This window comes from Bradyrhizobium sp. HKCCYLRH3059, assembly GCF_051168035.1.
Taxonomy (GTDB): domain Bacteria; phylum Pseudomonadota; class Alphaproteobacteria; order Rhizobiales; family Xanthobacteraceae; genus Bradyrhizobium.
The window spans coordinates 263604-282919 of record NZ_JBNPUF010000003.1; the positions used below are offsets into that span (position 1 = coordinate 263604).

The 19316-nt window shown below is 66.9% G+C and carries 18 protein-coding genes; 7 read left to right on the forward strand and 11 right to left on the reverse strand.

Annotated elements, in window-relative coordinates:
• Position 1 precedes the first annotated feature (1 nt).
• Positions 2–982 (reverse strand): glucokinase, encoded by a 981-nt coding sequence (glk, locus tag ACQR13_RS12010; RefSeq protein ID WP_315827713.1) that lies wholly within the window; start codon positions 980–982, stop codon positions 2–4.
• A 2-nt stretch (positions 983–984) separates the two neighbouring features.
• Entirely contained in the window at positions 985–2337 is a 1353-nt protein-coding gene (locus ACQR13_RS12015) for a GH1 family beta-glucosidase (protein WP_315714391.1), read from the reverse strand.
• 212 nt (positions 2338–2549) lie between these two features.
• Here ACQR13_RS12015 and ACQR13_RS12020 point away from each other — a divergent pair, with 212 nt between their 5' ends.
• From ACQR13_RS12020 to ACQR13_RS12040, 5 genes are read left to right on the forward strand one after another with little or no spacing between them, the layout of a single operon-like run.
• Positions 2550–3500, forward strand: a complete 951-nt coding sequence (locus ACQR13_RS12020; protein WP_434862853.1) for an ABC transporter permease — start codon at positions 2550–2552, stop codon at positions 3498–3500.
• 8 nt (positions 3501–3508) lie between these two features.
• Entirely contained in the window at positions 3509–4375 is an 867-nt protein-coding gene (locus ACQR13_RS12025; protein WP_434862854.1) for an ABC transporter permease, read from the forward strand.
• Positions 4372–5382: an ABC transporter ATP-binding protein gene (locus ACQR13_RS12030; protein ID WP_315714263.1), complete on the forward strand. Its 1011-nt coding sequence runs from the start codon at positions 4372–4374 to the stop codon at positions 5380–5382. The genes ACQR13_RS12025 and ACQR13_RS12030 overlap by 4 nt, the downstream gene beginning before the upstream one ends.
• Entirely contained in the window at positions 5379–6431 is a 1053-nt protein-coding gene (locus tag ACQR13_RS12035; RefSeq protein WP_315750157.1) for an ABC transporter ATP-binding protein, read from the forward strand. Before ACQR13_RS12030 ends, ACQR13_RS12035 begins: the two co-directional genes overlap by 4 nt.
• 33 nt (positions 6432–6464) lie before the next feature.
• Entirely contained in the window at positions 6465–7952 is a 1488-nt protein-coding gene (locus ACQR13_RS12040) for an ABC transporter substrate-binding protein (protein ID WP_316186752.1), read from the forward strand.
• A gap of 210 nt (positions 7953–8162) precedes the next feature.
• Here the strand turns inward: ACQR13_RS12040 and ACQR13_RS12045 are convergent, their stop codons facing one another.
• The gene (locus tag ACQR13_RS12045; protein WP_315714266.1) at positions 8163–8324 is read right to left on the reverse strand and encodes a hypothetical protein; all 162 of its coding nucleotides are present in this window, start codon (positions 8322–8324) and stop codon (positions 8163–8165) included.
• A 245-nt stretch (positions 8325–8569) separates the two neighbouring features.
• On the opposite strand from ACQR13_RS12045, the gene ACQR13_RS12050 reads away from it, so the two are divergent.
• The gene (locus tag ACQR13_RS12050) at positions 8570–9463 is read left to right on the forward strand and encodes an NAD(P)/FAD-dependent oxidoreductase (RefSeq protein ID WP_316186753.1); all 894 of its coding nucleotides are present in this window, start codon (positions 8570–8572) and stop codon (positions 9461–9463) included.
• 282 nt (positions 9464–9745) lie between these two features.
• On the opposite strand, the gene ACQR13_RS12055 is transcribed toward ACQR13_RS12050, so the two are convergent.
• From ACQR13_RS12055 to ACQR13_RS12080, 6 genes are read right to left on the reverse strand one after another with little or no spacing between them, the layout of a single operon-like run.
• Positions 9746–10603: an ABC transporter permease gene (locus tag ACQR13_RS12055; RefSeq protein WP_316169244.1), complete on the reverse strand. Its 858-nt coding sequence runs from the start codon at positions 10601–10603 to the stop codon at positions 9746–9748.
• On the reverse strand, positions 10600–11529 hold the full coding sequence (locus tag ACQR13_RS12060; RefSeq protein ID WP_315714392.1) for an ABC transporter permease: 930 nt from the start codon (positions 11527–11529) through the stop codon (positions 10600–10602). The genes ACQR13_RS12055 and ACQR13_RS12060 overlap by 4 nt, the downstream gene beginning before the upstream one ends.
• Positions 11529–12521 (reverse strand): ABC transporter ATP-binding protein, encoded by a 993-nt coding sequence (locus tag ACQR13_RS12065; protein WP_316172546.1) that lies wholly within the window; start codon positions 12519–12521, stop codon positions 11529–11531. Before ACQR13_RS12065 ends, ACQR13_RS12060 begins: the two co-directional genes overlap by 1 nt.
• On the reverse strand, positions 12518–13492 hold the full coding sequence (locus ACQR13_RS12070; protein ID WP_434862906.1) for an ABC transporter ATP-binding protein: 975 nt from the start codon (positions 13490–13492) through the stop codon (positions 12518–12520). Before ACQR13_RS12070 ends, ACQR13_RS12065 begins: the two co-directional genes overlap by 4 nt.
• A gap of 4 nt (positions 13493–13496) precedes the next feature.
• Positions 13497–15134 (reverse strand): ABC transporter substrate-binding protein, encoded by a 1638-nt coding sequence (locus tag ACQR13_RS12075; protein ID WP_315714271.1) that lies wholly within the window; start codon positions 15132–15134, stop codon positions 13497–13499.
• Between the two features lie 48 nt (positions 15135–15182).
• Positions 15183–16004, reverse strand: coding sequence for a sugar phosphate isomerase/epimerase family protein (locus ACQR13_RS12080; protein ID WP_434842777.1), 822 nt, complete (start codon positions 16002–16004; stop codon positions 15183–15185).
• A 209-nt stretch (positions 16005–16213) separates the two neighbouring features.
• Between ACQR13_RS12080 and ACQR13_RS12085 the strand changes: the two genes are divergently transcribed.
• Positions 16214–17365, forward strand: coding sequence for a hypothetical protein (locus ACQR13_RS12085; protein WP_434842778.1), 1152 nt, complete (start codon positions 16214–16216; stop codon positions 17363–17365).
• Positions 17366–17406: 41 nt separating this feature from the next.
• On the opposite strand, the gene ACQR13_RS12090 is transcribed toward ACQR13_RS12085, so the two are convergent.
• Positions 17407–18051 carry a Vgb family protein gene (locus tag ACQR13_RS12090; protein WP_434842779.1) on the reverse strand — a complete coding sequence of 215 codons (645 nt, stop codon included), beginning with the start codon at positions 18049–18051 and terminating at the stop codon, positions 17407–17409.
• Between the two features lie 28 nt (positions 18052–18079).
• Positions 18080–19300: a helix-turn-helix domain-containing protein gene (locus tag ACQR13_RS12095; RefSeq protein ID WP_434842780.1), complete on the reverse strand. Its 1221-nt coding sequence runs from the start codon at positions 19298–19300 to the stop codon at positions 18080–18082.
• Positions 19301–19316 lie beyond the last annotated feature (16 nt).

A 19316-nucleotide genomic window follows, 5' to 3' on the forward strand; every position in this document is an offset into this window, starting at 1 on the left:
CTCAGTGGGTCGGGGAGCCGCCGCTCGCGGTGATGCCGGCCTCGAAGAACGATTTGAGACCGAGGAAGCTGATGTCGGGCTTGATAACGAGATGAACCGGGATCGGACGCAGATAGCTGTCATAGCGCCCCTTGCCCTCGAACTGCCGGCGGAAATCGGATCTGGCAAAGTAGTCCGGAAACCGCGGCGGGATGCCGCCGGCGATGTAGACGCCGCCGCGGGCGCAGAAGGTGAGCGCGAGGTTGCCGGCGACGGCACCGAGCCAGGCGCAGAACATGTCGAGAGTCGCGCGGCTGGTGGCGCAACTGCCGTCCAGCGCGGCGTGGGTGATCGCTGCGGCATCGCGCGGCGGCACCGTGACCCCGTCGACCGCGGCAATGGCCTGATAGACGTTCGAAAGGCCCATGCCCGACAGCGCACGCTCGATCGAGACATGGCCGAAGCGCTCGCGCATCTTGGCGAGCACGGCGGCCTCGCGCGCCGTCGTCGCCGGCAGCGTGGCATGGCCGGCCTCGGTCACGGCAACCGTGGGACGGCCTTCTGCCGGGAGATAGCACGCGGCGCCGAAGCCGGTGCCGGGGCCGATCACCAGCATCGGCGCGCCGTCGACCGCGGCGCTTCCGCCAAGCGGAAACAGGTCGTCGGGATGCAGCGCCGGCAGCGACCAGCCGACCGCCTCGAAATCGTTCAGGAGCTTGGCCGAGCGCAGCTTGAACCGCTCCGCCAGCTCGGCGCCGTCGATCACCCAGGTCGAGTTGGTGAGCATGCCGCGATTGCGCTCGATCGGGCCGGCGATGTCGAGCACGGCTGCGGTGGGCGGGCCGCCGGCGGCGTGTCGCAATAGGAAGTCGGTGATCGCGTCCGTGATGGTCGGGAAGTCGGCGACCTTGAGATGCGCGACCTCGCTGATGACGTGGCCGTCAAGCAGCGCGAACCGCGCATTGGTGCCGCCGATGTCACCCAGAAGAACGCGTTCGCTCATCCTCACTCTTCCGCCCGGTTGTGCCGCCCGGCGGGATCGTCGGATACCCGGTGAGCGGCAATCATGTTCGAATACCACCGCGCCGACGCCTTGGGAATGCGGCGCTGGGTGGCGCGATCGACATAGACAATGCCGAAGCGCTGCGAATAGCCCGCTCCCCATTCAAAATTATCCAGGAGCGACCAGACGAAATAGCCGCGCACGTCGGCGCCCGCCGCGATCGCCTGTTCCATCGCGGTCGTATAGGCCTTGAGATAGCCGATCCTGCCGTCGTCCTGGATGCAGCCGGATGCATCGACGGTGTCATTGGCCGCCGTTCCGTTCTCCAGCACGTAGATCGGAAGCCGGAACCGGCTGTGGATGTCCAGGAGCGTATCGCGGAACGCCTCGGGCACGACGGGCCAGCCGATTGCGCTGCGCGGCACTGCCGCGGGAGGCGCTCCGAAGCTGGCGCCCATCAGGTTGCTGCCCGCCTTGATGTAATGCGGCGAATAGTGATTGAGCCCGAACCAGTCGACGGGGCGGGCGATCTGCGCCATGTCGCCGGGTGCGATATAGGGCGCGACGGCGTCCTGGAGCTCCGGCGGGTAGCAGGCAAAGGCCTGCGGAAACGGGAAGGCATCGTTCCAATAGGCGGCGAGCCGCAAGGCGGCCGCGGCGTCCTCCGCACTGTCGCTCGCAGGGTAGCAGGGCTGCCGATTGTGGATGGCGCCGATCGAGGCGCCGGCCACGTCCCTGCGCAGCACGTCGACGGCGCGGCCGTGGCTGAGATTGACGTGATGAATGGCCTTGTGCAGGGCCGCTCCGTCGGCGATCCCCGGCGCGTGCCAGCCGAGGCCGTAGCCGAACAGCGTGAACACGCAGGGCTCGTTGAAGGTGGCGAAGCGCTTGACCCGGTCGCCATAGCGCCGCGCGACCAGCGCGGCATAGTCGGCGAACCAGCCGACGATGTCGCGGTTCTGCCAGCCGCCGAGCGCCTCCAGCGCCTGCGGCAGGTCCCAGTGGTAGAGACAGAGCCACGGCTCTATCTCAGCGGCAAGCAGGGCGTCGATGAGGCGGTCGTAGAAGGCGAGGCCGGCTTCGTTGGCCGCGCCGCGGCCTTGCGGTAGCAGCCGCGGCCAGGCGATCGAGAACCGATAGGCATTGAGGCCGAGATCGCGCATCAGCGCCACGTCCTCCGCGTAGCGATGATAGTGATCGCAGGCGGTCTCGGCGGTGTCGTTGTGGCTCACCCGGCCGGGGGCGCGCAGATAGACATCCCAGATGCTGTCGGCGCGGCCGTCGAGGTGCGCCGCGCCCTCGATCTGGAAGGCCGAGGTCGAGGCGCCCCAGAGAAAGCTCGGACGGATGGTCATGATCGAGATGGGCCCTTGCGTTGTTGCGATCAGCCGCATGATGGCGGTCGCCGGCGCTCCGCCGTTGACCGGGATCAAGCCGGCGATACCCCGGCGGATGCGGTGTGTGAAGGTGCCTCCGCCCGGCAATGGCAATCATGCAGGCAACGGGCTTGCATCGGAGCCGAAAGCTGTGGAACGTGCGGCCGCCGAAAACTGGAGTCCCGGCGCGAATGAGCGTTTTTCTGCTGCGGCGCTTCCTGACCTTGCTGGCGACCCTCGTCGGCGCGTCGCTGATCATATTCCTGGTGCTCGACGCGCTGCCGGGCAATGCCGCCCAGATGCTGATGGGCGCGGATGCCTCGCCGGATGCGGTCAGGGCGCTGACGGTCAAGCTCGGGCTGGATCAGCCGCTGGCGTTGCGTTACCTGCACTGGATCGGCGGCCTCGTGAGCGGCGATCTCGGCAACAGCTACGCCTATGGCACGCCGGTGGCCGAACTGATCCGCGAGCGGCTGGCGATGACCATTCCGCTCGCGATCCTGGCCATGGGGCTCACGACCGTGCTGGCGCTCACGGCCGGCATCTACACGGCCGCCAATCACAACCGTCTCGGCGATGTCGGCGTCATGTCGCTGACCCAGATCGGCATCGCCTTGCCGAACTTCTGGTTCGCGATCCTGCTGATCCTCCTGTTTGCGGTGAAGCTGCAATGGCTGTCGGCCGGCGGCTTTCCCGGCTGGGAGGACGGCATCTGGCCGGGTCTGCGCGCGCTGCTGTTGCCGGCTGTGGCGCTGGCAGTGGTGCAGGCCGCGATCCTGGCGCGGGTGACGCGCTCGGCCGTGCTCGACGTTCTGCGCGAGGATTTCGTCCGCACCGCGCGCGCCAAGGGCCTGACGAAGCGCGAGGTGCTGTGGCAGCACGTGCTGCGCAACGCCATGATCCCGGTGCTCACCGTGATGGGGCTGCAATTCGCCAACCTGCTCGCCGGCACCATCGTGATCGAGAACGTGTTCTATCTCCCGGGCCTGGGGCGCCTCATCTTCCAGTCGATCGCCAATCGCGACCTGATCGTGGTGCGCAACTGCGTGATGCTGCTGGCGGCCATGGTGATCATCGTCAACTTCGTGGTCGATGTCCTGTATGCGGTGATCGATCCGCGCATCAAGGTGCACGAGCTGTGAGTTCCGCCGTGGTCGTTCAAACGGGCGCTGCGCCTGCGTCCAACGCGTTCTGGCGCCGCGCGCTGCGCCATCGCAGCTTCACGGTCGGCGCGCTGCTCTGTCTGCTGGTGCTCGGCGCCGCGCTGCTGTCGCTGCTCTGGACGCCATGGTCGGCCTATGAGATCGATGTCGCGTCCAAATTGCGGCCGCCATCAGCAGCGCATTGGCTGGGCACCGACGTGCTCGGCCGCGACATCGTCTCGCTATTGCTGGTGGGTGCGCGCGCGACCATTCTGGTCGGCATCATCGCCGTCGGCATCGGTCTCACCTGCGGCGTCTGCCTTGGCCTGATCGCAGCCGCGCAGCGCGGCTGGACCGAGGAACTGATCATGCGCTTCAGCGACTTCACCTTCGCTTTTCCCGCGGTGCTGTCGGCGATCATGCTGGCGGCCGTGATCGGGCCGGGCATGGTCACGTCGATCACCGCGATCGGCATCTTCCAGATCCCGGTGTTCGTGCGCGTCACCCGCGGCTCGGCCGGTGCGGTCTGGGCGCGCGAGTTCATCCTGGCTGCGCGCGCCGCCGGCAAGGGCCGCTTCCGCATCACCATCGAGCACGTGCTGCCGAACATCTTGTCGATTCTGATCGTGCAGGCGACGATCCAGTTCGCGCTGGCGATCCTGGCGGAAGCGGCGCTGTCCTATCTGGGTCTCGGCACGCAGCCGCCGCAGCCGTCCTGGGGGCGCATGCTGAACGATGCGCAGACCCTGTTGTTTCAGTCGCCGAGCCTCGCCGTGTATCCCGGTGCCGCCATCGCGCTCGCGGTGCTCGGCCTCAACCTGCTCGGCGACGGCCTGCGCGATCTGCTCGACCCACGGCTGGCGAGGCAGCGATGACGGTAGGCGATCAGCCTCTGCTCGATGTGTCGGGTCTCGGCATCCGGCTCAATACCAGCCGCGGCTCGGCGCAAGCCGTGCGCGAGGTCTCCTTCACGCTCCGGCGCGGCGAGACGCTCGGCATCGTCGGCGAGTCCGGTTGCGGCAAGTCGATCACGGCGCTCGCTCTGCTTGGCCTTCTGCCTGACAGCGCCGTCGTCAGCGGCAGCATCACGCTCGATGGCCGCGAGCTGGTCGGTCTCGGTGATGCCGATTACTGCAAGCTGCGCGGCAACCGCATCAGCATGATCTTTCAGGAGCCGATGACCGCGCTCAACCCGATGCATACGATCGGTCATCAGGTGGCCGAACCGCTGCTGCGGCATATCGGCTGCACGGCGACCGAGGCGAAACGACAGGCGATCGCGCTCCTCGACCGCGTCGGTCTGCCGGATCCCGCCCGACGCTACGGCGCCTATCCGCACCAGTTCTCCGGCGGCCAGCGCCAGCGCATCACCATCGCGATGGCGCTCGCCTGCAAGCCCGACGTGCTGATCGCCGACGAGCCGACCACTGCGCTCGACGTCACCATCCAGCGCCAGATCCTCGATCTCATCGCCGATCTGGTCGCCGAGCGCGGCATGGCGATGATCTTGATCTCGCATGATCTTGGCGTCATCGCCGAGAACGTCCAGCGCATGATCGTGATGTATGGCGGCACGGTGGTCGAGAGCGGCACCACGGACGCCGTGTTCTCGCGCATGGGGCATCCCTACACGCAGGGCCTGTTCCGCGCGCGGCCGCGGCTCGGGGCCCGCAAGGGCACGCGCCTTGCGACCATCGCCGGTACCGTGCCGGAGCTCGCCGATCTGCCGGCCGGTTGTCCGTTCGCAGATCGCTGCGGGCTGGCGATCGACGCCTGTCGCACGGCGCTGCCGCCGTCGATCGAGATCGGCGCCGGGCACGGCGTCCGGTGCATCCGGACCGGCGTCGCGCTCGCGTGTGATCCGGCGGGAGTGGTCGCTTGAGCACCGCCGCGCAAGGAGTTGCAGAGACGCCGCTGCTCGAGGTCAGGGATCTCGTACAGCGCTACACGCTGCCGCGAGAGAGTCTGCTGCGGCCGCCCGGCGAGGTGCTCGCGCTGAACGGCGTGTCGCTGTCGTTGAAGGCGGGCAAGAGCCTCGGCATCGTCGGCGAGTCCGGCTCTGGCAAGTCGACCCTGGCGCGGCTGATCATGGCGCTGGAGCGGCCGTCAGCGGGATCGGTGCTGATGGTGGGCCGCGATCTCAACCGCCTCCCGGTGGATGAGCTGCGGCGGGCGCGCCGCGATTTCCAGATGGTATTTCAGGATCCGTACGGATCGCTCGATCCGCGCCAGACCATTGCGCGCATCGTCGCAGAGCCGCTGACCGCTCTCGAACACCCGGATCGCGATTCTCTCCGCAGGCGCGTCGCGAGCGTGCTGCGGCAGGTCGGATTGCGCGATGCCGACATGGACAAATATCCGCATGAATTCTCCGGGGGCCAGCGCCAGCGCATCGCGATCGCGCGGGCCCTGATCACCCAACCGAAGCTGATCGTCGCCGACGAGCCGGTGTCGGCGCTGGATGTCTCCGTGCAGGCGCAGGTTCTCAACCTGATGCAGGATCTGCAGGAGCAGTTCGGCCTGAGCTACGTGCTGATCAGTCATGACCTCGCGGTCGTCGACTATCTCTGCGACGAGGTTGCGGTGATGTATCTCGGCCGCATCGTCGAGCGCGGGCGGCCGGAGGACTTGTTCGGAAGTTGCGCGCATCCCTACACGCGGGCGCTCCTCGACGCCGTGCCGCGGGCCCAGGCCGGCGCGGTCCGGCGCCGTCGCGAGAGCGTTGCGATCGCTTCGCAATCCCTCGGCGCGGCCGGATGCGCCTACGCGCCCCGTTGTCCGCTCGCCGATGCCCGGTGCCGCGCGACGGCCCCCGCGTTGCGAGCGCTCACCGGACAGCATTCCGCTGCCTGCCATCGGGCGGAAAGCGTAATGGCGCTGCCGGCGCTCGTCGCAACGGAACTGCAGCCACTTGTCTCGAAGCCGCTTTGACGCGTAATTTGGCTTCCTCAGGGAGAAACAACAATGTTCAAGAAACTATCGATCATCGCCATGGCCGCGCTCGTTGCGGCCGTCGCGCCGGCTCTCGCGCAGAGCAAGAAGGATAGCGTCGTTGTCGGCATGACCTTGGAGCCGCCGGGGCTCGATCCGACCAGCGCGGCCGCGGCGGCCATCGCCGAGGTGACGCTCTACAACGTCTATGAGACGCTGACCAAGATCAACGAGGACGGCTCGGTCTCGCCGCTGCTGGCCTCGAGCTGGCAGGCCTCGTCCGATCTGAAGAGCTACACGTTCAAGCTCGCCAAGGGCGTGAAATTCCAGAACGGCGAGGCGTTCGATTCCGCCGTGGTGAAGTTCTCGTTCGAGCGCGCCGGCGCCGCCAACAGCACCAACAAGGACAAGGCGCTGTTCCAGTCGATGGAGTCCGTGACGGCTCCCGACGCGGGGACCATCGTCGTCAAGCTGAAATATTCTGAGCCCAACCTGCCGTTCCTGCTCGGACAGGCCACCGCCTCGATCGTCGAGCCGAAGAGCGCGCCGACCAACGCGACGCAGCCGGTCGGTACTGGACCGTACACGCTGGGTAGCTGGGCCAAGGGCTCGTCCCTGACCTTGAACAAATGGCCCGACTATCGCAACGCCGCAGCCGTGAAGCTGTCCAAGGTGACGATCCGCTTCATCTCCGATCCGGCGGCGCAGGTCGCTGCGCTGTTGTCGGGTGACGTCGATGCCTTCCCGCGCGGCACCACGGCGCGCACCATCGCGCAGTTCAAGTCCGACCCGCGCTTCACCGTGCTGATCGGCGGCTCAAAGGCGAAGACGATCGTCACCATCAACAACAAGAAGAAGCCGCTCGACGACGTCCGCGTCCGCCGCGCGATCCTTGCTGCGATCGATCGCAAGGCGATGGTCGAAGGCGCCGTCGACGGCCTGGGTACGCCGATCGGCAGCTTCTACGTGCCGGGCTCGCTCGGCTATGTCGACACCACCGACATCAATCCCTACGACCCGGAGAAGGCCAAGAAGCTGCTCGCCGAAGCCGGCGTGACCACGCCGCTGCAACTGTCGCTGCGGCTGCCGCCGCCGGCCTATGCGCGCCAGGGCGGCGAGGTGCTCGCGGCTCAATTGGCCAAGGTCGGCATCGTCGCCAAGATCGAGAATCTCGAATGGGCGGCGTGGCTGTCACAGGTCTTCAACGGACCGCATGATTTCGACCTGACCATCGTCTCGCATGTCGAGCCGTTCGATCTCGTGAAGTTCACCGACAAGAATTACTACTTCGGCTATCAGTCCGAGGCCTTCGACAAGCTCTACCAGTCGATTGTCGATACGCCGAACGAGACCGAGCGCGCCAAGCTGCTCGGCGATGCCCAGCGCATGCTGGCGACCGATGCCGCTGCGGGCTTCCTGTTCCAGCCGCAGTGGATCACAATCATCAACAAGAAGCTCAAGGGTGTCTGGAAGGACGTGCCGCAGTTCGAGAATGATTTCTCGAGCTGGTCGTGGGAATGATGACGACCCCGCTTCGCGCGGCTTTGCGGTGACACTGCAGAATACAGCGCCCTCTCCCCTTGTGGGAGAGGGCATCGCAAGCCTGTCCGCAAACTCTGTCCTACTTGCCTCCCACAAGGGGAGAGGGCGCAATAACGACCGCCGCGCTGTCTGGTCGAACGCAATACTTCAACTTGAGCGCTGAGGTGAGCCCCACGATCCCTTGCCCAATCAGTTCGGCCAATCGATCGGCGTGAAGCGCAACTGCCGCCGCCGCATCTCGGCCTGGAGCTCCTGCGCATACTGCTTGGCCCGATCGCCGATCAAACGGTAGGGGCCCCCGATCCGGCTGTCGGCGGCCACCTGCTTTCGGACACTTTCGTAGTACGCCATCAAGCTTTCATCAGTCGAATTTACAAATCGCATCCACGCGCCCTCGCAACAAATCCCCTCGCTGCCAAGTTTGCACGGCTTTTCCGCCGCGGCAGTGACATAGGTTAACGTCCCTCAGTGGCAAAAGTTCCACTTGTGTTCCAGAGTGTTCCGGGTCGATTTCATCGACACGTTTGCCGAAATGTTTTCCGCGCGAGAACTTTCTGCTCCGATGCAGCTTGAGCCAGGACTGGAGCAGGGCGGCAATGCGCACCGAAGTCCTCGTCATAGGCGGCGGGCCAGCTGGACTGATGGCCGCGATTTACCTGGCCCGGTTCCGGCGTGGGGTCGTGGTCGTCGATGGCGGCGCATCGCGGGCAGCGCTGATTCCGCGGAGCCACAACCTGCCGGGGTTCCCGAACGGCATGGCCGGAAGCGAGCTGCTCGCACGAATGCAGCGGCAGGTCGAGGAACTTCACGTTCCTATCGTCCGGAGGACGGTGAGCGCTCTCGAGACGCATGACGGAGATCTGGTCGCGACTCACGAGCGCGGTGCGGTCGCGGCACAGCGCGTTATCCTCGCGACGGGTATCGTCGACAAGCAGACGTCGCTCGCCGATTGGAGAGCGGCGGTCCGTGACGGCGAGCTGCGCTATTGTCCGGTCTGCGACGGCTTTGAAACCATCGACCACAAGATCGCCATCGTGGGCGCGCTCGGTCACGCCGCTGGCAAGGCGCTGTTCATGCGCGTCTACAGTTCGGACGTCACCTTGATCCCGATCGATGATGAGCAGGATGCGGCGAAGCGGCAGGAGCTCGCCGCCGCCGGCGTTCGGGTGACGCCACAACTTCATGCGTTGCAGCGCCGAAACGGTGCGATCGAGGCGTCATTCATCGACGGCAGCAGCGAACGGTTCGAGATCGTGTATCCTGCGATGGGCGCCGATGTTCGCTCCGAGCTCGCCATCAAGCTCGGCGCGCGGCATACATCCGATGGCTTTCTCGAGGTCGATGCCAAGCAGCGCTGCGGCGTCGCGGGACTCTATGGCATCGGCGACGTCGTCACCGACCTGCATCAGATCGCGGTGGCATTTGGCCATGCCGCGGTCGCCGCCTGTCACGCGCATCATTCATTGCCGATGCGTCATGCGGAAGCGTAGCGGCAAGGCAGCATCGAATTGATCGCAATCTGAAGTCGCGATATCATATGTAAGTGCCGTTTACGTTGATGTGTCGGACCATGATTCATGGACAGAAGATCGGCGTGCATGACTGCGGCATTGAGCTGTCGCGAGGAGGCCGAACGCGATCCGGCTCGCCGCGATCAGTGGTTGCAGCAGGCGTCGAGATGGATGGCGCTGGCGGGCGAGCAAGCGGGGAATGCCCAGATCATCTGCGAGCATAGTGCCGCGGCGAGTCACGAGGCTCGCCGCTGATCGAGGCTATTGCAGCGTCGGATCGAGCCGGTCGCGCAGCCAGTCGCCGATCACCGAGACGGCGAGCGTCGTCACCACGATGGTGATCGCCGGTGCCAGCATGATCCATGGTGCGCGCGTCAGATATTCGCGGCCATAGCCGACCATGTTGCCAAGGCTCGTCATCGGCGGCTGCACGCCGAGGCCGAGGAAGGAGAGACCGGACTCCAGCAGGATGACTTCGGGAAACACCAGCGTCATCGACACGATGAGGGTCGAGGCGATGTTCGGCAAGATGTGCCTGAGATAGACGCGCTGCGGCGTTGCGCCGAGCTGTCGGACGGCGGCGGCATAGCCTTGTGCATTGGCGGAGATGGCGAGGCCGCGCGCGATGCGCGCATAGCGCTCCCAGCCGAACAGGCCCATCAACCCGATCAAGAGCGGCAGCGAGTTGCCGAAGAAGGCGAGCACGGCGAGCGCCAGAATCAGGAACGGCATGCTGGCCTGGAAGTCCGCCAGCATCAGCACGGCCTGCTCGACCAGGCCGCGGAAATGCGCGGCGAGAAAGCCGAGCGTGGTGCCGGCGATGGCGGAGATCGCGGTCGCGCCGAACGCGATCAAGAGCGAAATCCGGATCGACACGATCAGACGCGACAGCACGTCGCGACCGAGCTCGTCGGTGCCGAGCCAATGCGCCGGGTTGCCCGGCAGCGACAGGCGATTGCGCAGATCGAATTTGGTGAAGCCATGCGGCGCGAGCTGATCGGCGAAGATCGCCAGCAGCAGCATCGCGACGATCCAGCCGACTGCGATGGTCACGGAGACGGGAATGTTCGGCCAGCACAGCCGCCGCGCGGCAGGCGATTTCAATGCAAGGTCGGTCATGCCTCGGCTCCCTTGCTACGCAGCCGCGGATCCAGCAGGCCGTAGAGGAAATCCACCATCAGGTTCGACGTGACCATGGTCATCGCCACCAGCAGCAGGATGCATTGCACGACCGCGAGGTCGCGGTTGGCGACGGCGACGACCAGGAGACGGCCGACGCCGGGCCAGGAGAACACGCTCTCGACGACGACCGCGCCGGCGATCAGGCTGCCGACCATGAAGCCGAGAATGGTGACGGTGGGGATCGCCGCGTTGGGCAGCGCGTGATCCGTGATCACCCGGCGCCACGGCACGCCCTTGGCCGACGCCGTTCTGATGTAGGGCTGGCCGAGAATTTCCAGCATGGCGCTGCGCGTGAACCGCGCCAGCACCGCGGCGCCGCCGAAGCCGAGCGTCACGATCGGCAGGATGGCGTGCCGCCACGAGTCCTGTCCGCCCGACGGCAGCCAGCCGAGCTGCACGGCGAAGATCAGCACCAGGATCAGGGCCAGCACGAAGCTCGGCACCGTGAAGCCCGCCACCGCCGTGATCATCACGGCGCGGTCGATCGCCGATCCCCGATGCAGCGCGGCGTAGATGCCGGCGGGAATGCCGAGCAGCACTTTCAGCAGGAACGCCGGAATGGTCAGCGCCAAGGTCGCGGGGATGCGCTCGATGACGAGCTGGATCGCGGGCCGGCCGTCGCGCATCGAGCGTCCGAGCTCGCCCTGGCCGATCGCCTTGAAGTAGTCGAGATACTGCATCCAGATCGGATGATCGAGACCCCACGCCTTGCGGAAGGCGGCGATGACCTCGGGCGGCGCCTCGGGCCCCATGATCATCAGCGCGGGATCGCCCGACAGCCGGAGCACGATGAAGGCGAAGGTGACGACGAGCGCGATGGTCAGCAGCGCGCGCGCCAGGCGGATGGCGAAATAGCGCAGCATCACGCGGCGACCTCGGTCTGCGACTGCGGCCCCGAAACGAGATGACAGGCCACCTGGCGCTGCCGATCCAGGGCGGCGAGCGCGGGCAACTCGTTGGCGCAGCGGGCGGTCGCGTGGCTGCAGCGCGGGTGGAAGGCACAGCCGGCGGGGCGCGCCGCCGGATTCGGCGGGTCGCCCGTCAGTACGATGCGGCTGGTGCTGCGGCGTCCCGGAGCAGGGGAAGCGGACACCAGCGCCTGCGTGTAGGGATGTTGCGGCCGCGCGAACAGGTCGTCGGCATCGCCATATTCGACGATGCGGCCGAGATACATCACGGCCACCTTGCTGCTGATCTGCCGGACGACGCGCAGATCATGGCTGATGAACAGCATCGTCAGACCGAGCCGGGCCTGGAGATCGACCAGCAGGTTCACCACCTGCGCCTGGATCGAGACGTCGAGCGCGCTGACCGGTTCGTCGCAGACGAGGAAGTCGGGCTTGGTCGCCAGCGCACGGGCGAGCACGATGCGCTGGCGCTGACCGCCCGACAGCGCGCCGGGATAGCGGGCGCCATGGCCGTCGTTGAGATCGACAGCCTGGAGCAGCTCATGCACGCGCGCGTCGCGCTCGGCGGCCGTGCCGATGTCGTGGATGTCGAGCGGCTCGCGGATCTGCGCGGCAACGGGAAGTCGTCGATCGAGCGCGCCGAGCGGATCCTGGAAGATCATCTGCATGCGCGCGCGCTGGGCGCGCCACGCCGCCGAGCCTGGTGCTGCGATCGGGGCGCCGTCGAAGCGCACACTGCCGCGGTCGGGCGGCTCGAGACCGAGCACCATGCGTCCGGTGGTGGATTTGCCGGAGCCGGACTCGCCGACGATACCGAGCGTCTCGCCCTTCTGGATCGAGAAGCTCAGGCCGTCGACGGCGTGGACGGATGCGGCGCGTCCGAACAGGCCGGTCCTCATCCGATAGGTGCGCGAGATCGCCTGGACCTCGACCAGCGGCGCTGTCATTCGGCGGCGAGCTCCATCGGCAGGCGCTGCGGCCGCAGGCAGGCCACCGCGCGGTCCGGCTCGACCGGCGCCAGCGGCGGCACGCCGGCATGGCAGCCGTCGCCGGCAAACGTGCAGCGCGGCGCGAAGGCGCAGCCGCTGGGCAGCGCGCGCGGATCAGGCACCGTTCCGGGAATGGCCTGCAGCCGCCGCCTGATGCCATCGAGCGGCGGCAGCGCGCCGATCAGGCCCTGCGCATAAGGGTGCCAGGGATCATCGAACAGCCGCGCCGCGGGCGCGCGCTCGACGATGCGGCCGGCATACATCACGCAGACGCGGTCGCAATTCTCCGCGACGACGCCGAGGTCATGGCTGATCAGGACCATCGCCATGTTGAACTCGCGCCGGATGGCCGACAGCAGATCGAGGATCTGCGCCTGGATGGTGGCGTCGAGCGCGGTGGTGGGCTCGTCGGCGATCAGCAGCTCGGGCAGTCCGGCCAGTGCCATTGCGATCATGATGCGCTGGACTTGGCCGCCGGAGAACTCGTGCGGATAGGCGGACAGCCGGCGTGCCGCATCGGGGATGCCGACGAGATCGAGCAGCCTGAGCGCCTCGGCCCGCGCAGCCTCGCCGCGCAGCCCGCGATGCAGCGCGAGGCTTTCGCACAACTGGCGCCGGATCGTGAGCACCGGATTGAGCGCGCTGGCGGGATCCTGGAAGATCATCGCGATGCGGCGGCCGCGCACCTGGTCGAGCACCTTGCCGTCAGCGCCGAGCAGCTCGCGGCCTTCGAGCCTGGCCGAGCCTGATACTTTCGCCTTGCCGGGCAGGAGACCCAGCGCCGCGAGCCACGTCACCGACTTGCCGGATCCGGACTCGCCGACGAGGCCGATGGCCTCGCCCCTACCGATGTCAAGATCGATGCCGTGCAGCACGGGCGTGCCGTCGAAGGCGACCTTCAGTTCGGAGATGCTGACCAGCGGCGCCACGGCGTCACGCACCGTAGTTGCCGGTGCGGAAGTCCATCGCGAAGGCCGGCGAGGCCTTCCACTTGATCGACTTCGGCTTGGCGGTGAAGGTCGCGTTCTGGTGCAGCACCGTGTAGGCGGGGTCCTCGCGCTCGGCGATCTCCAGCATGCGGCGGAACGCCTTCTTGCGCGCCTCGCGATCGGTCGAGGTCTCCAGGAATTCGGAAAGACGATTGAGCTCGTCATTGCTCCATTCGCCGACCTGCTGCTGCTGGCCGTTGGGGCCATGCTGGGCGACGAGCGAGGAGACGGGATCGTTGAACGCGGCCGAGTTGGACCAGTCGCGCACCGCGCGGGTCGGAGCGCGCTCGAGAATCTGGGACCAGTTCTCCTTGGTCTCGATCTGAACGTTGAGGCCGACCGCCTGCCACATCTCGACCAGCACCTGCGCGGTCGCGACCTGGTTGGTGTAGTAGTTGTTGAGCAGTCGATACGGGATCGGGTCACCCTTGTAGCCGGCCTGCTTGAGCAGGTCCTGTGCCAGCTTCGGATCGAATGCCGGCACGCTCCAGTCGGCGATGAACATGTCGCCGTAGAATTCCCACTGCAGGCCCTTCGGCACCCGGGTGCGGCCGGCCCACAGGCTGTCGACGATGGCCTGGCGGTCGATCGCATGGGTGAAGGCGCGGCGCACCAGCGGATTGGCGAGCTGCGGGTGGTTCTTGTCGAACACGGTGAGACGGTGATTGAGGATGGTGCCGCCCTGGACCTCGAACGCCGCGTTCTTCTCGATGCCGGCGATCTGGTCCGGCGGGATGTCGCAGGCGAACTGATATTCGCCAGACAGGAGCCCGTTGATGCGGCTCGCGACCTCCGGCACTTCCAGGAATCGGATGCGCTTCAGCGGCGGACGGCCACCCCAATATTCGTCATGGGCTTCGAGCGTCAGCGACACGTCCGGCTTGAACTCGACGATCTTGTAGGGACCCGTCGTGATCGGCTTGCGCGCCCAGTCGAGATAGCTCGCCGCTTCCTCCCAGCCGCGCCGGCTCATGATGTCGGAGCCATAGCGCATCAGGCGGCCTTCGATGGTGACGTCGGGCGTCGCGTTGACGAAGCGCACGGTGTATTTGTCGACGGCGTCGACGCGAACCAGGTCCGGCCACATCCGGCGCGCGACGCCAATCACGTCCGGCGGCAGCTCCTTGCCCGGGCGCGGCGTCGGGATCTTCTCGAACGCCTTGATGGTGGTGCGGCTCTTGGCCTCGCTGTCGCCGAACATGCGCTCGCGGCTGAACGAGAACACGACGTCCTCGGACGTCATCTCGTCACCATTGTGGAACTTGACGCCCTGGCGCAGCTTCAATTCGACGGTCTGGTCGTCGATGCGCTTCCACTCGGTGGCGAGGCCGGGGACGGCTTCGAGATTGCCGCGGAAGTTCTTCGAGATCAGGCTTTCCCACAGCGACGAGTAGAACACGCGCTCGCCGACATTGGACTGCTCGCGCAGCACGTCGAGCACGTTCGAATTGGTCACCTTCTGCACGGCGATGGTGACCGAGGGACGGTTGTCTCCCTGCGCGATCGACACGCGCGGCAGGATGAAGCTGCCGCCGATCGCGGCGCCGGCGCCGAGCAGGCCGCGGCGGGTGAGCTTGGTCATGGCAATCTCTCTAGGGTGCGAGGTTGTCAGGAAATGACGGTCGTTGGCTTACTGAGCGAGGCCGAGCGCGGCGAGGTGCGCTGCGCCGGCCTTGACGTGATCGTGGTTGCGCAATTCGAGGATCAGGCGCGGATTGGAGCTGAGCTTCGCCAAAGCGCGGAACACGGCGATCCAGCGAATGTTGCCTTCGCCCGGCGCCCAGTGTCGGTCGGCATAGCCGTCGGTGTCCTGCAGATGCACATGGGTCAGCATGTCGCCGGCGGCATCGACATAGTAGTCGACCGGCGGCGCGCCGGTGGAATGATGCGCGTAGTTGGCATGGCCGGTGTCGAGCGACACGCGCACTTTGCTGCTGTCCAGCGCCTTGGCAAGCGTGACGCGATCCAGCGGATCCTTGTCCTCGATGTTCTCGATCACCAGCTCGCAATTGGCCTGCTCGGCCGAGGCGATGACGTCGGACAGCGTCGCACGGACACGCTCGATCAGCTGCTCGCGATTGTCCGGCAGCATGTCGATGTTGTTGTAGTCCCAGGTCGTGTAGGGCGAGTGGATCACCATCTGGGTGGCGCCGAGGAACTCTGCGACTTCCAGGCCCTGCAGCAGCCGCTTGGTCACCGCGCGGCGGATCATCGGATCGTGGCTGTCGATCTTGAAGCCCCAGAACGGGCCGTGGATGCCGAGCCGGCCGGTATGGCCCGACAGCATCGACTTGATCTCGCGCGCGGTGCCGCGCCAGTCGCTGTCGAGCAGGTCGGCGCGGAAGAAGTCCTGGATCTCGAGATCCCGCTGGCGCTCGAGCAGCCAGTCGGTGTGGGCCGGAATCGATTTGACGGAGAGAGCGGCGCCCAGGACAGGCAGCGTGGCGGACATTTGGCGAGATCCCTTCTTGAGACCTCGTGAGCGCTAGCGGAGTTCGATGACGCCCCCATGAAGGGCTGTGGATGGCGACCGCGACATCTTGTGTGGTTGAGCCCGCGGCAGGCCGCAGTCGTTCTATTCCTGGGGTAGACGAACGCGCTCGGGATCTACTTGACGTAGCCGCGGGAATTGCAACAATGCGGCAAAAACGGGGATGTGCGATGACGGTGCGGCGGGCAATCCTTGGCGCGATGCTGTCGGTCCTGATACTGACCTCAGTGGCGCTGATCGAGGCGTCCTTGATAGCGGCTGCTTACGCGAAGGGACCGTATGGCACGATCTCGGTCGCCGGATGGTCGGGCGGCGCCTATACTGACGACAACACCGGCAAGTTCTCCAGCTGCATTGCCTCGGCGAGCTACAAGAGCGGCATCAATTTCGGCGTGCTCGCGCTGCCGACCTACAATTGGGCGCTCGCCTTCATTCATCCGGGCTGGTCGCTGTCGCAGGGGCAGAAGTTTCCCATCGTGCTCAGCTTCGACGGCCGCAATTCGTACAACGTCGAGGGCTCGGTCTGGTCGGCCAACATGGTCGTGGTTCCGATGCCGAACGATTCCAGCCTGATCAAGGCGTTCCGGGCGGCGCGGACGATGTCCGCCTTCGCACAGGGCAACCTGTTCCAGTTCGATCTCAACGGCACCTCCGTGCTGTTGCCCTCGCTGGCGAACTGTGTGCGCATAATCAATGCCGGTGGGATGGCCGCGGCGACGAACTTCACGGTGCAGCCCGGCGCCGCTTCGGCGCAGCGTCAGGCCGCGCCCCCCGTCGCGACCACGCCGGCCGCGACGGCGAGCGTGCAGCCGGCACGCGCGTCCGAGGATTCGCCCGAGCTGCAGCTCGAGGCGATGCAGATCGCCTCCAACTTCATTCTGAAGGCGGCGCTGTCGCATCCGGCAATCCTCGGCGGCGGCGACCGGCCAGTGTGGCTGACCGCAGGCGGCGTCGCCTGGAAGGCGGACAATGCCACCGGCTTCGTCCGGATCGTGCCGCCGCAGCGCAACCTGGACGGCCTGGAAGTCGCTGCCACGATCATCGGCAACGACGCGCGCGACTGCAAAGGCAAGTTCATCTCCGCCCGCAACAGCGAGCTGGTCGACAGCGCGGTGGTGTTCCGCGGCATGTCGTCCTGCGAGGACAGCGAGAAGTCGGACATCGCCGAGTACTTCATCTTCCCGCGCAAGGCGGGCGGCTTCGTCCTGTTCTCCGTGATCACGCCGACCAAGCCGGTCGGCGGCGGCGGCCAGCAGTTGCAGACGCGCGAGGAAGCCAACGCCAACTTTCGCAAGGCGGCGTTCACGTCCATCGCGAAGTAGGCTGCCTCCGCTCGCTGAGCCTGCCGTGGCTCATTTGCGTGTTACCTCCGTGCCTGCTTCGGTCGCCTGACCGCACGCACCTTGCCGCTGCCGCCGCCGCCGCAATACAGCGTCTCGCTCCCGTCGGACTCCATGCCGGAGACGCCGGTGCCGACCGGCATGTCGAGCTGATCGAGGACCTCGCCGGTCGCGGGATCGATGCGCCTGATGTCGCTGACATCGTCCTCCCAGGTGCCGTGCCAGAGCTCGCCATCCACCCAGGTGACGCCGGTGACGAAGCGCGTGCAGGAAATGCTGCGCAGGATCTGCCCAGTTGCCGGGTCGATCTGGTGGATCTTGCGGTCGCGATAGGCGCCGACCCAGAGCGACCCTTCAGCCCAGGCCAGCCCGGAATCGCCACCGCCCGAGGGCGCCGGGATCGTCGCGAGCACGCGGCCACTGTCGGGATCGACCTTGTGGATGCGATCTTCGGCGATCTGATAGAGATGCTTGCCATCGAAGGCGGTCCCGGCATGCGAGGGCACGTCGAGCGACTTGCGGACCGCGCCGTCGGCAGGATCGAACGCCTTGATGCTGGCGCCGGTCGCAATCCACACCTGCTCGCCGTCATAGCTGACGCCGTTGACTCGGTCGGTGCCGTCGAACGGGCCGTATTCGCGGATGATCTCTGCAGGTGCGCGTGTCATGACCTTCTCCATTGCTGACGGCAGCACGCTAATCGAGCGACGACCACGCCGGGAGTAACAAGCTGGTCGCGAATGCCGGCACCACCGGACAGGTCCAGCGCTGCGCGCGGCCGCGGCCGAACGACTGGACCTTGCCGGACAGAGCGAGCGCGTCGAGCGCGCGCTGCATCGTGCGCTGGCTGGCGCCGAGCGCCAGCGCAAGGCCGGAGCTCGACCACGCCTCGCCGTCGGCGAGGCAGGCGAGCACGGGCGCATTCTCGTCCTCGATCGGCTGTGCCAGCACGACGACGCGGCGGCCATCGCGCGGCAGCAGGGCAAAGCCGCCGCGCGTCGCATTGACGTCGGCCATGTCTTTCAAGAGCCGGCGCAAGCGCCCGATCTCGACACGCAAGCGGGCGCGATGCGACTCATCGGCTTCCTTGCCGCGGAAAGCCGCGGCGATCAGCTCCGATCGCGAGACATCATCGGGCGTCGCCTCCGCCAGCCTGCGGGCGAGAGCAAACAACACCGGACGCCGCGCCAACGGCACGACGAGGCTGCCCTGGCGCACCACGAGCCGGCAGGCATCGACGATCAGGCCGTCGGATCGGAAGAGCGCTTCGACCTCATCGAGCTGCAGCAGCCGTTGCTCGCCTCCTCGGATCAAGCGAGCGGCCGGCGCGGACAGCGTGGCCGCGAGCCGCTCGACCTCGGCTTGCAGCTCCGGACTCCGCGTCCGCCAGGCCATGGCTCCGGCCCGCTCGAGCGCCGCCTGCGCCGCCTTGGTCTGCAGGCGGCGCAGCGCCAGGCCGGCGACGATCAGTTCATAGATGGTGCGCGCCGCCGGCTGCAGCGGCGAGGGATCGAGATCGGCGAGCCCCCGCTCGGCGTCATCGAGGTGGCCGATGAGGACCATGCGCCGGATTTCGAGGCTCCGCGCATAGGCGGCATTGGTGCGGTCGCCGTGCTGCTCCAGCGTTGCGCGCGCCTCGGCCAGCGCCTTCGTCGGCCATGACAGATCGCGCGCCGCCAGCGCGATCTCGGCCTCCGCCACGGCGCAGCGGGCGCGCGCCATGGCCGCCTTCGGGCCGAAGCTGCGCGCGGCCTGGCGCAGCAGCGCCTTCGCCCTGATGACATCGCCGAGCCTGGCCATCGCGATGCCGCGCAGCGCCAGCGCCGGCGGATCGTCGCGCAGCGCGACGCGATTGAGCGCGCCGAGCGGATCACCCGCGGCCAGCGCCTGTGCCGCCGCCGAGATCAGCGAGTCCATGCAAATCCCGCCACAC

Excerpts from the sequence above, each read along its gene's own strand:
- ACQR13_RS12015 (WP_315714391.1), bottom strand. The coding sequence starts at position 2,337 with ATGACCATCCGTCCGAGCTTTCTCTGGGGCGCCTCGACCTCGGCCTTC.
- ACQR13_RS12065 (WP_316172546.1), bottom strand. The coding sequence starts at position 12,521 with ATGACAGCGCCGCTGGTCGAGGTCCAGGCGATCTCGCGCACCTATCGG.
- ACQR13_RS12055 (WP_316169244.1), bottom strand. The coding sequence starts at position 10,603 with ATGACCGACCTTGCATTGAAATCGCCTGCCGCGCGGCGGCTGTGCTGG.
- ACQR13_RS12095 (WP_434842780.1), bottom strand. The coding sequence starts at position 19,300 with ATGGACTCGCTGATCTCGGCGGCGGCACAGGCGCTGGCCGCGGGTGAT.
- glk (WP_315827713.1), bottom strand. The coding sequence starts at position 982 with ATGAGCGAACGCGTTCTTCTGGGTGACATCGGCGGCACCAATGCGCGG.
- ACQR13_RS12060 (WP_315714392.1), bottom strand. The coding sequence starts at position 11,529 with ATGCTGCGCTATTTCGCCATCCGCCTGGCGCGCGCGCTGCTGACCATC.
- ACQR13_RS12080 (WP_434842777.1), bottom strand. The coding sequence starts at position 16,004 with ATGTCCGCCACGCTGCCTGTCCTGGGCGCCGCTCTCTCCGTCAAATCG.
- ACQR13_RS12050 (WP_316186753.1), top strand. The coding sequence starts at position 8,570 with ATGCGCACCGAAGTCCTCGTCATAGGCGGCGGGCCAGCTGGACTGATG.
- ACQR13_RS12040 (WP_316186752.1), top strand. The coding sequence starts at position 6,465 with ATGTTCAAGAAACTATCGATCATCGCCATGGCCGCGCTCGTTGCGGCC.
- ACQR13_RS12020 (WP_434862853.1), top strand. The coding sequence starts at position 2,550 with ATGAGCGTTTTTCTGCTGCGGCGCTTCCTGACCTTGCTGGCGACCCTC.
- ACQR13_RS12090 (WP_434842779.1), bottom strand. The coding sequence starts at position 18,051 with ATGACACGCGCACCTGCAGAGATCATCCGCGAATACGGCCCGTTCGAC.
- ACQR13_RS12030 (WP_315714263.1), top strand. The coding sequence starts at position 4,372 with ATGACGGTAGGCGATCAGCCTCTGCTCGATGTGTCGGGTCTCGGCATC.
- ACQR13_RS12045 (WP_315714266.1), bottom strand. The coding sequence starts at position 8,324 with ATGGCGTACTACGAAAGTGTCCGAAAGCAGGTGGCCGCCGACAGCCGG.
- ACQR13_RS12085 (WP_434842778.1), top strand. The coding sequence starts at position 16,214 with ATGACGGTGCGGCGGGCAATCCTTGGCGCGATGCTGTCGGTCCTGATA.
- ACQR13_RS12075 (WP_315714271.1), bottom strand. The coding sequence starts at position 15,134 with ATGACCAAGCTCACCCGCCGCGGCCTGCTCGGCGCCGGCGCCGCGATC.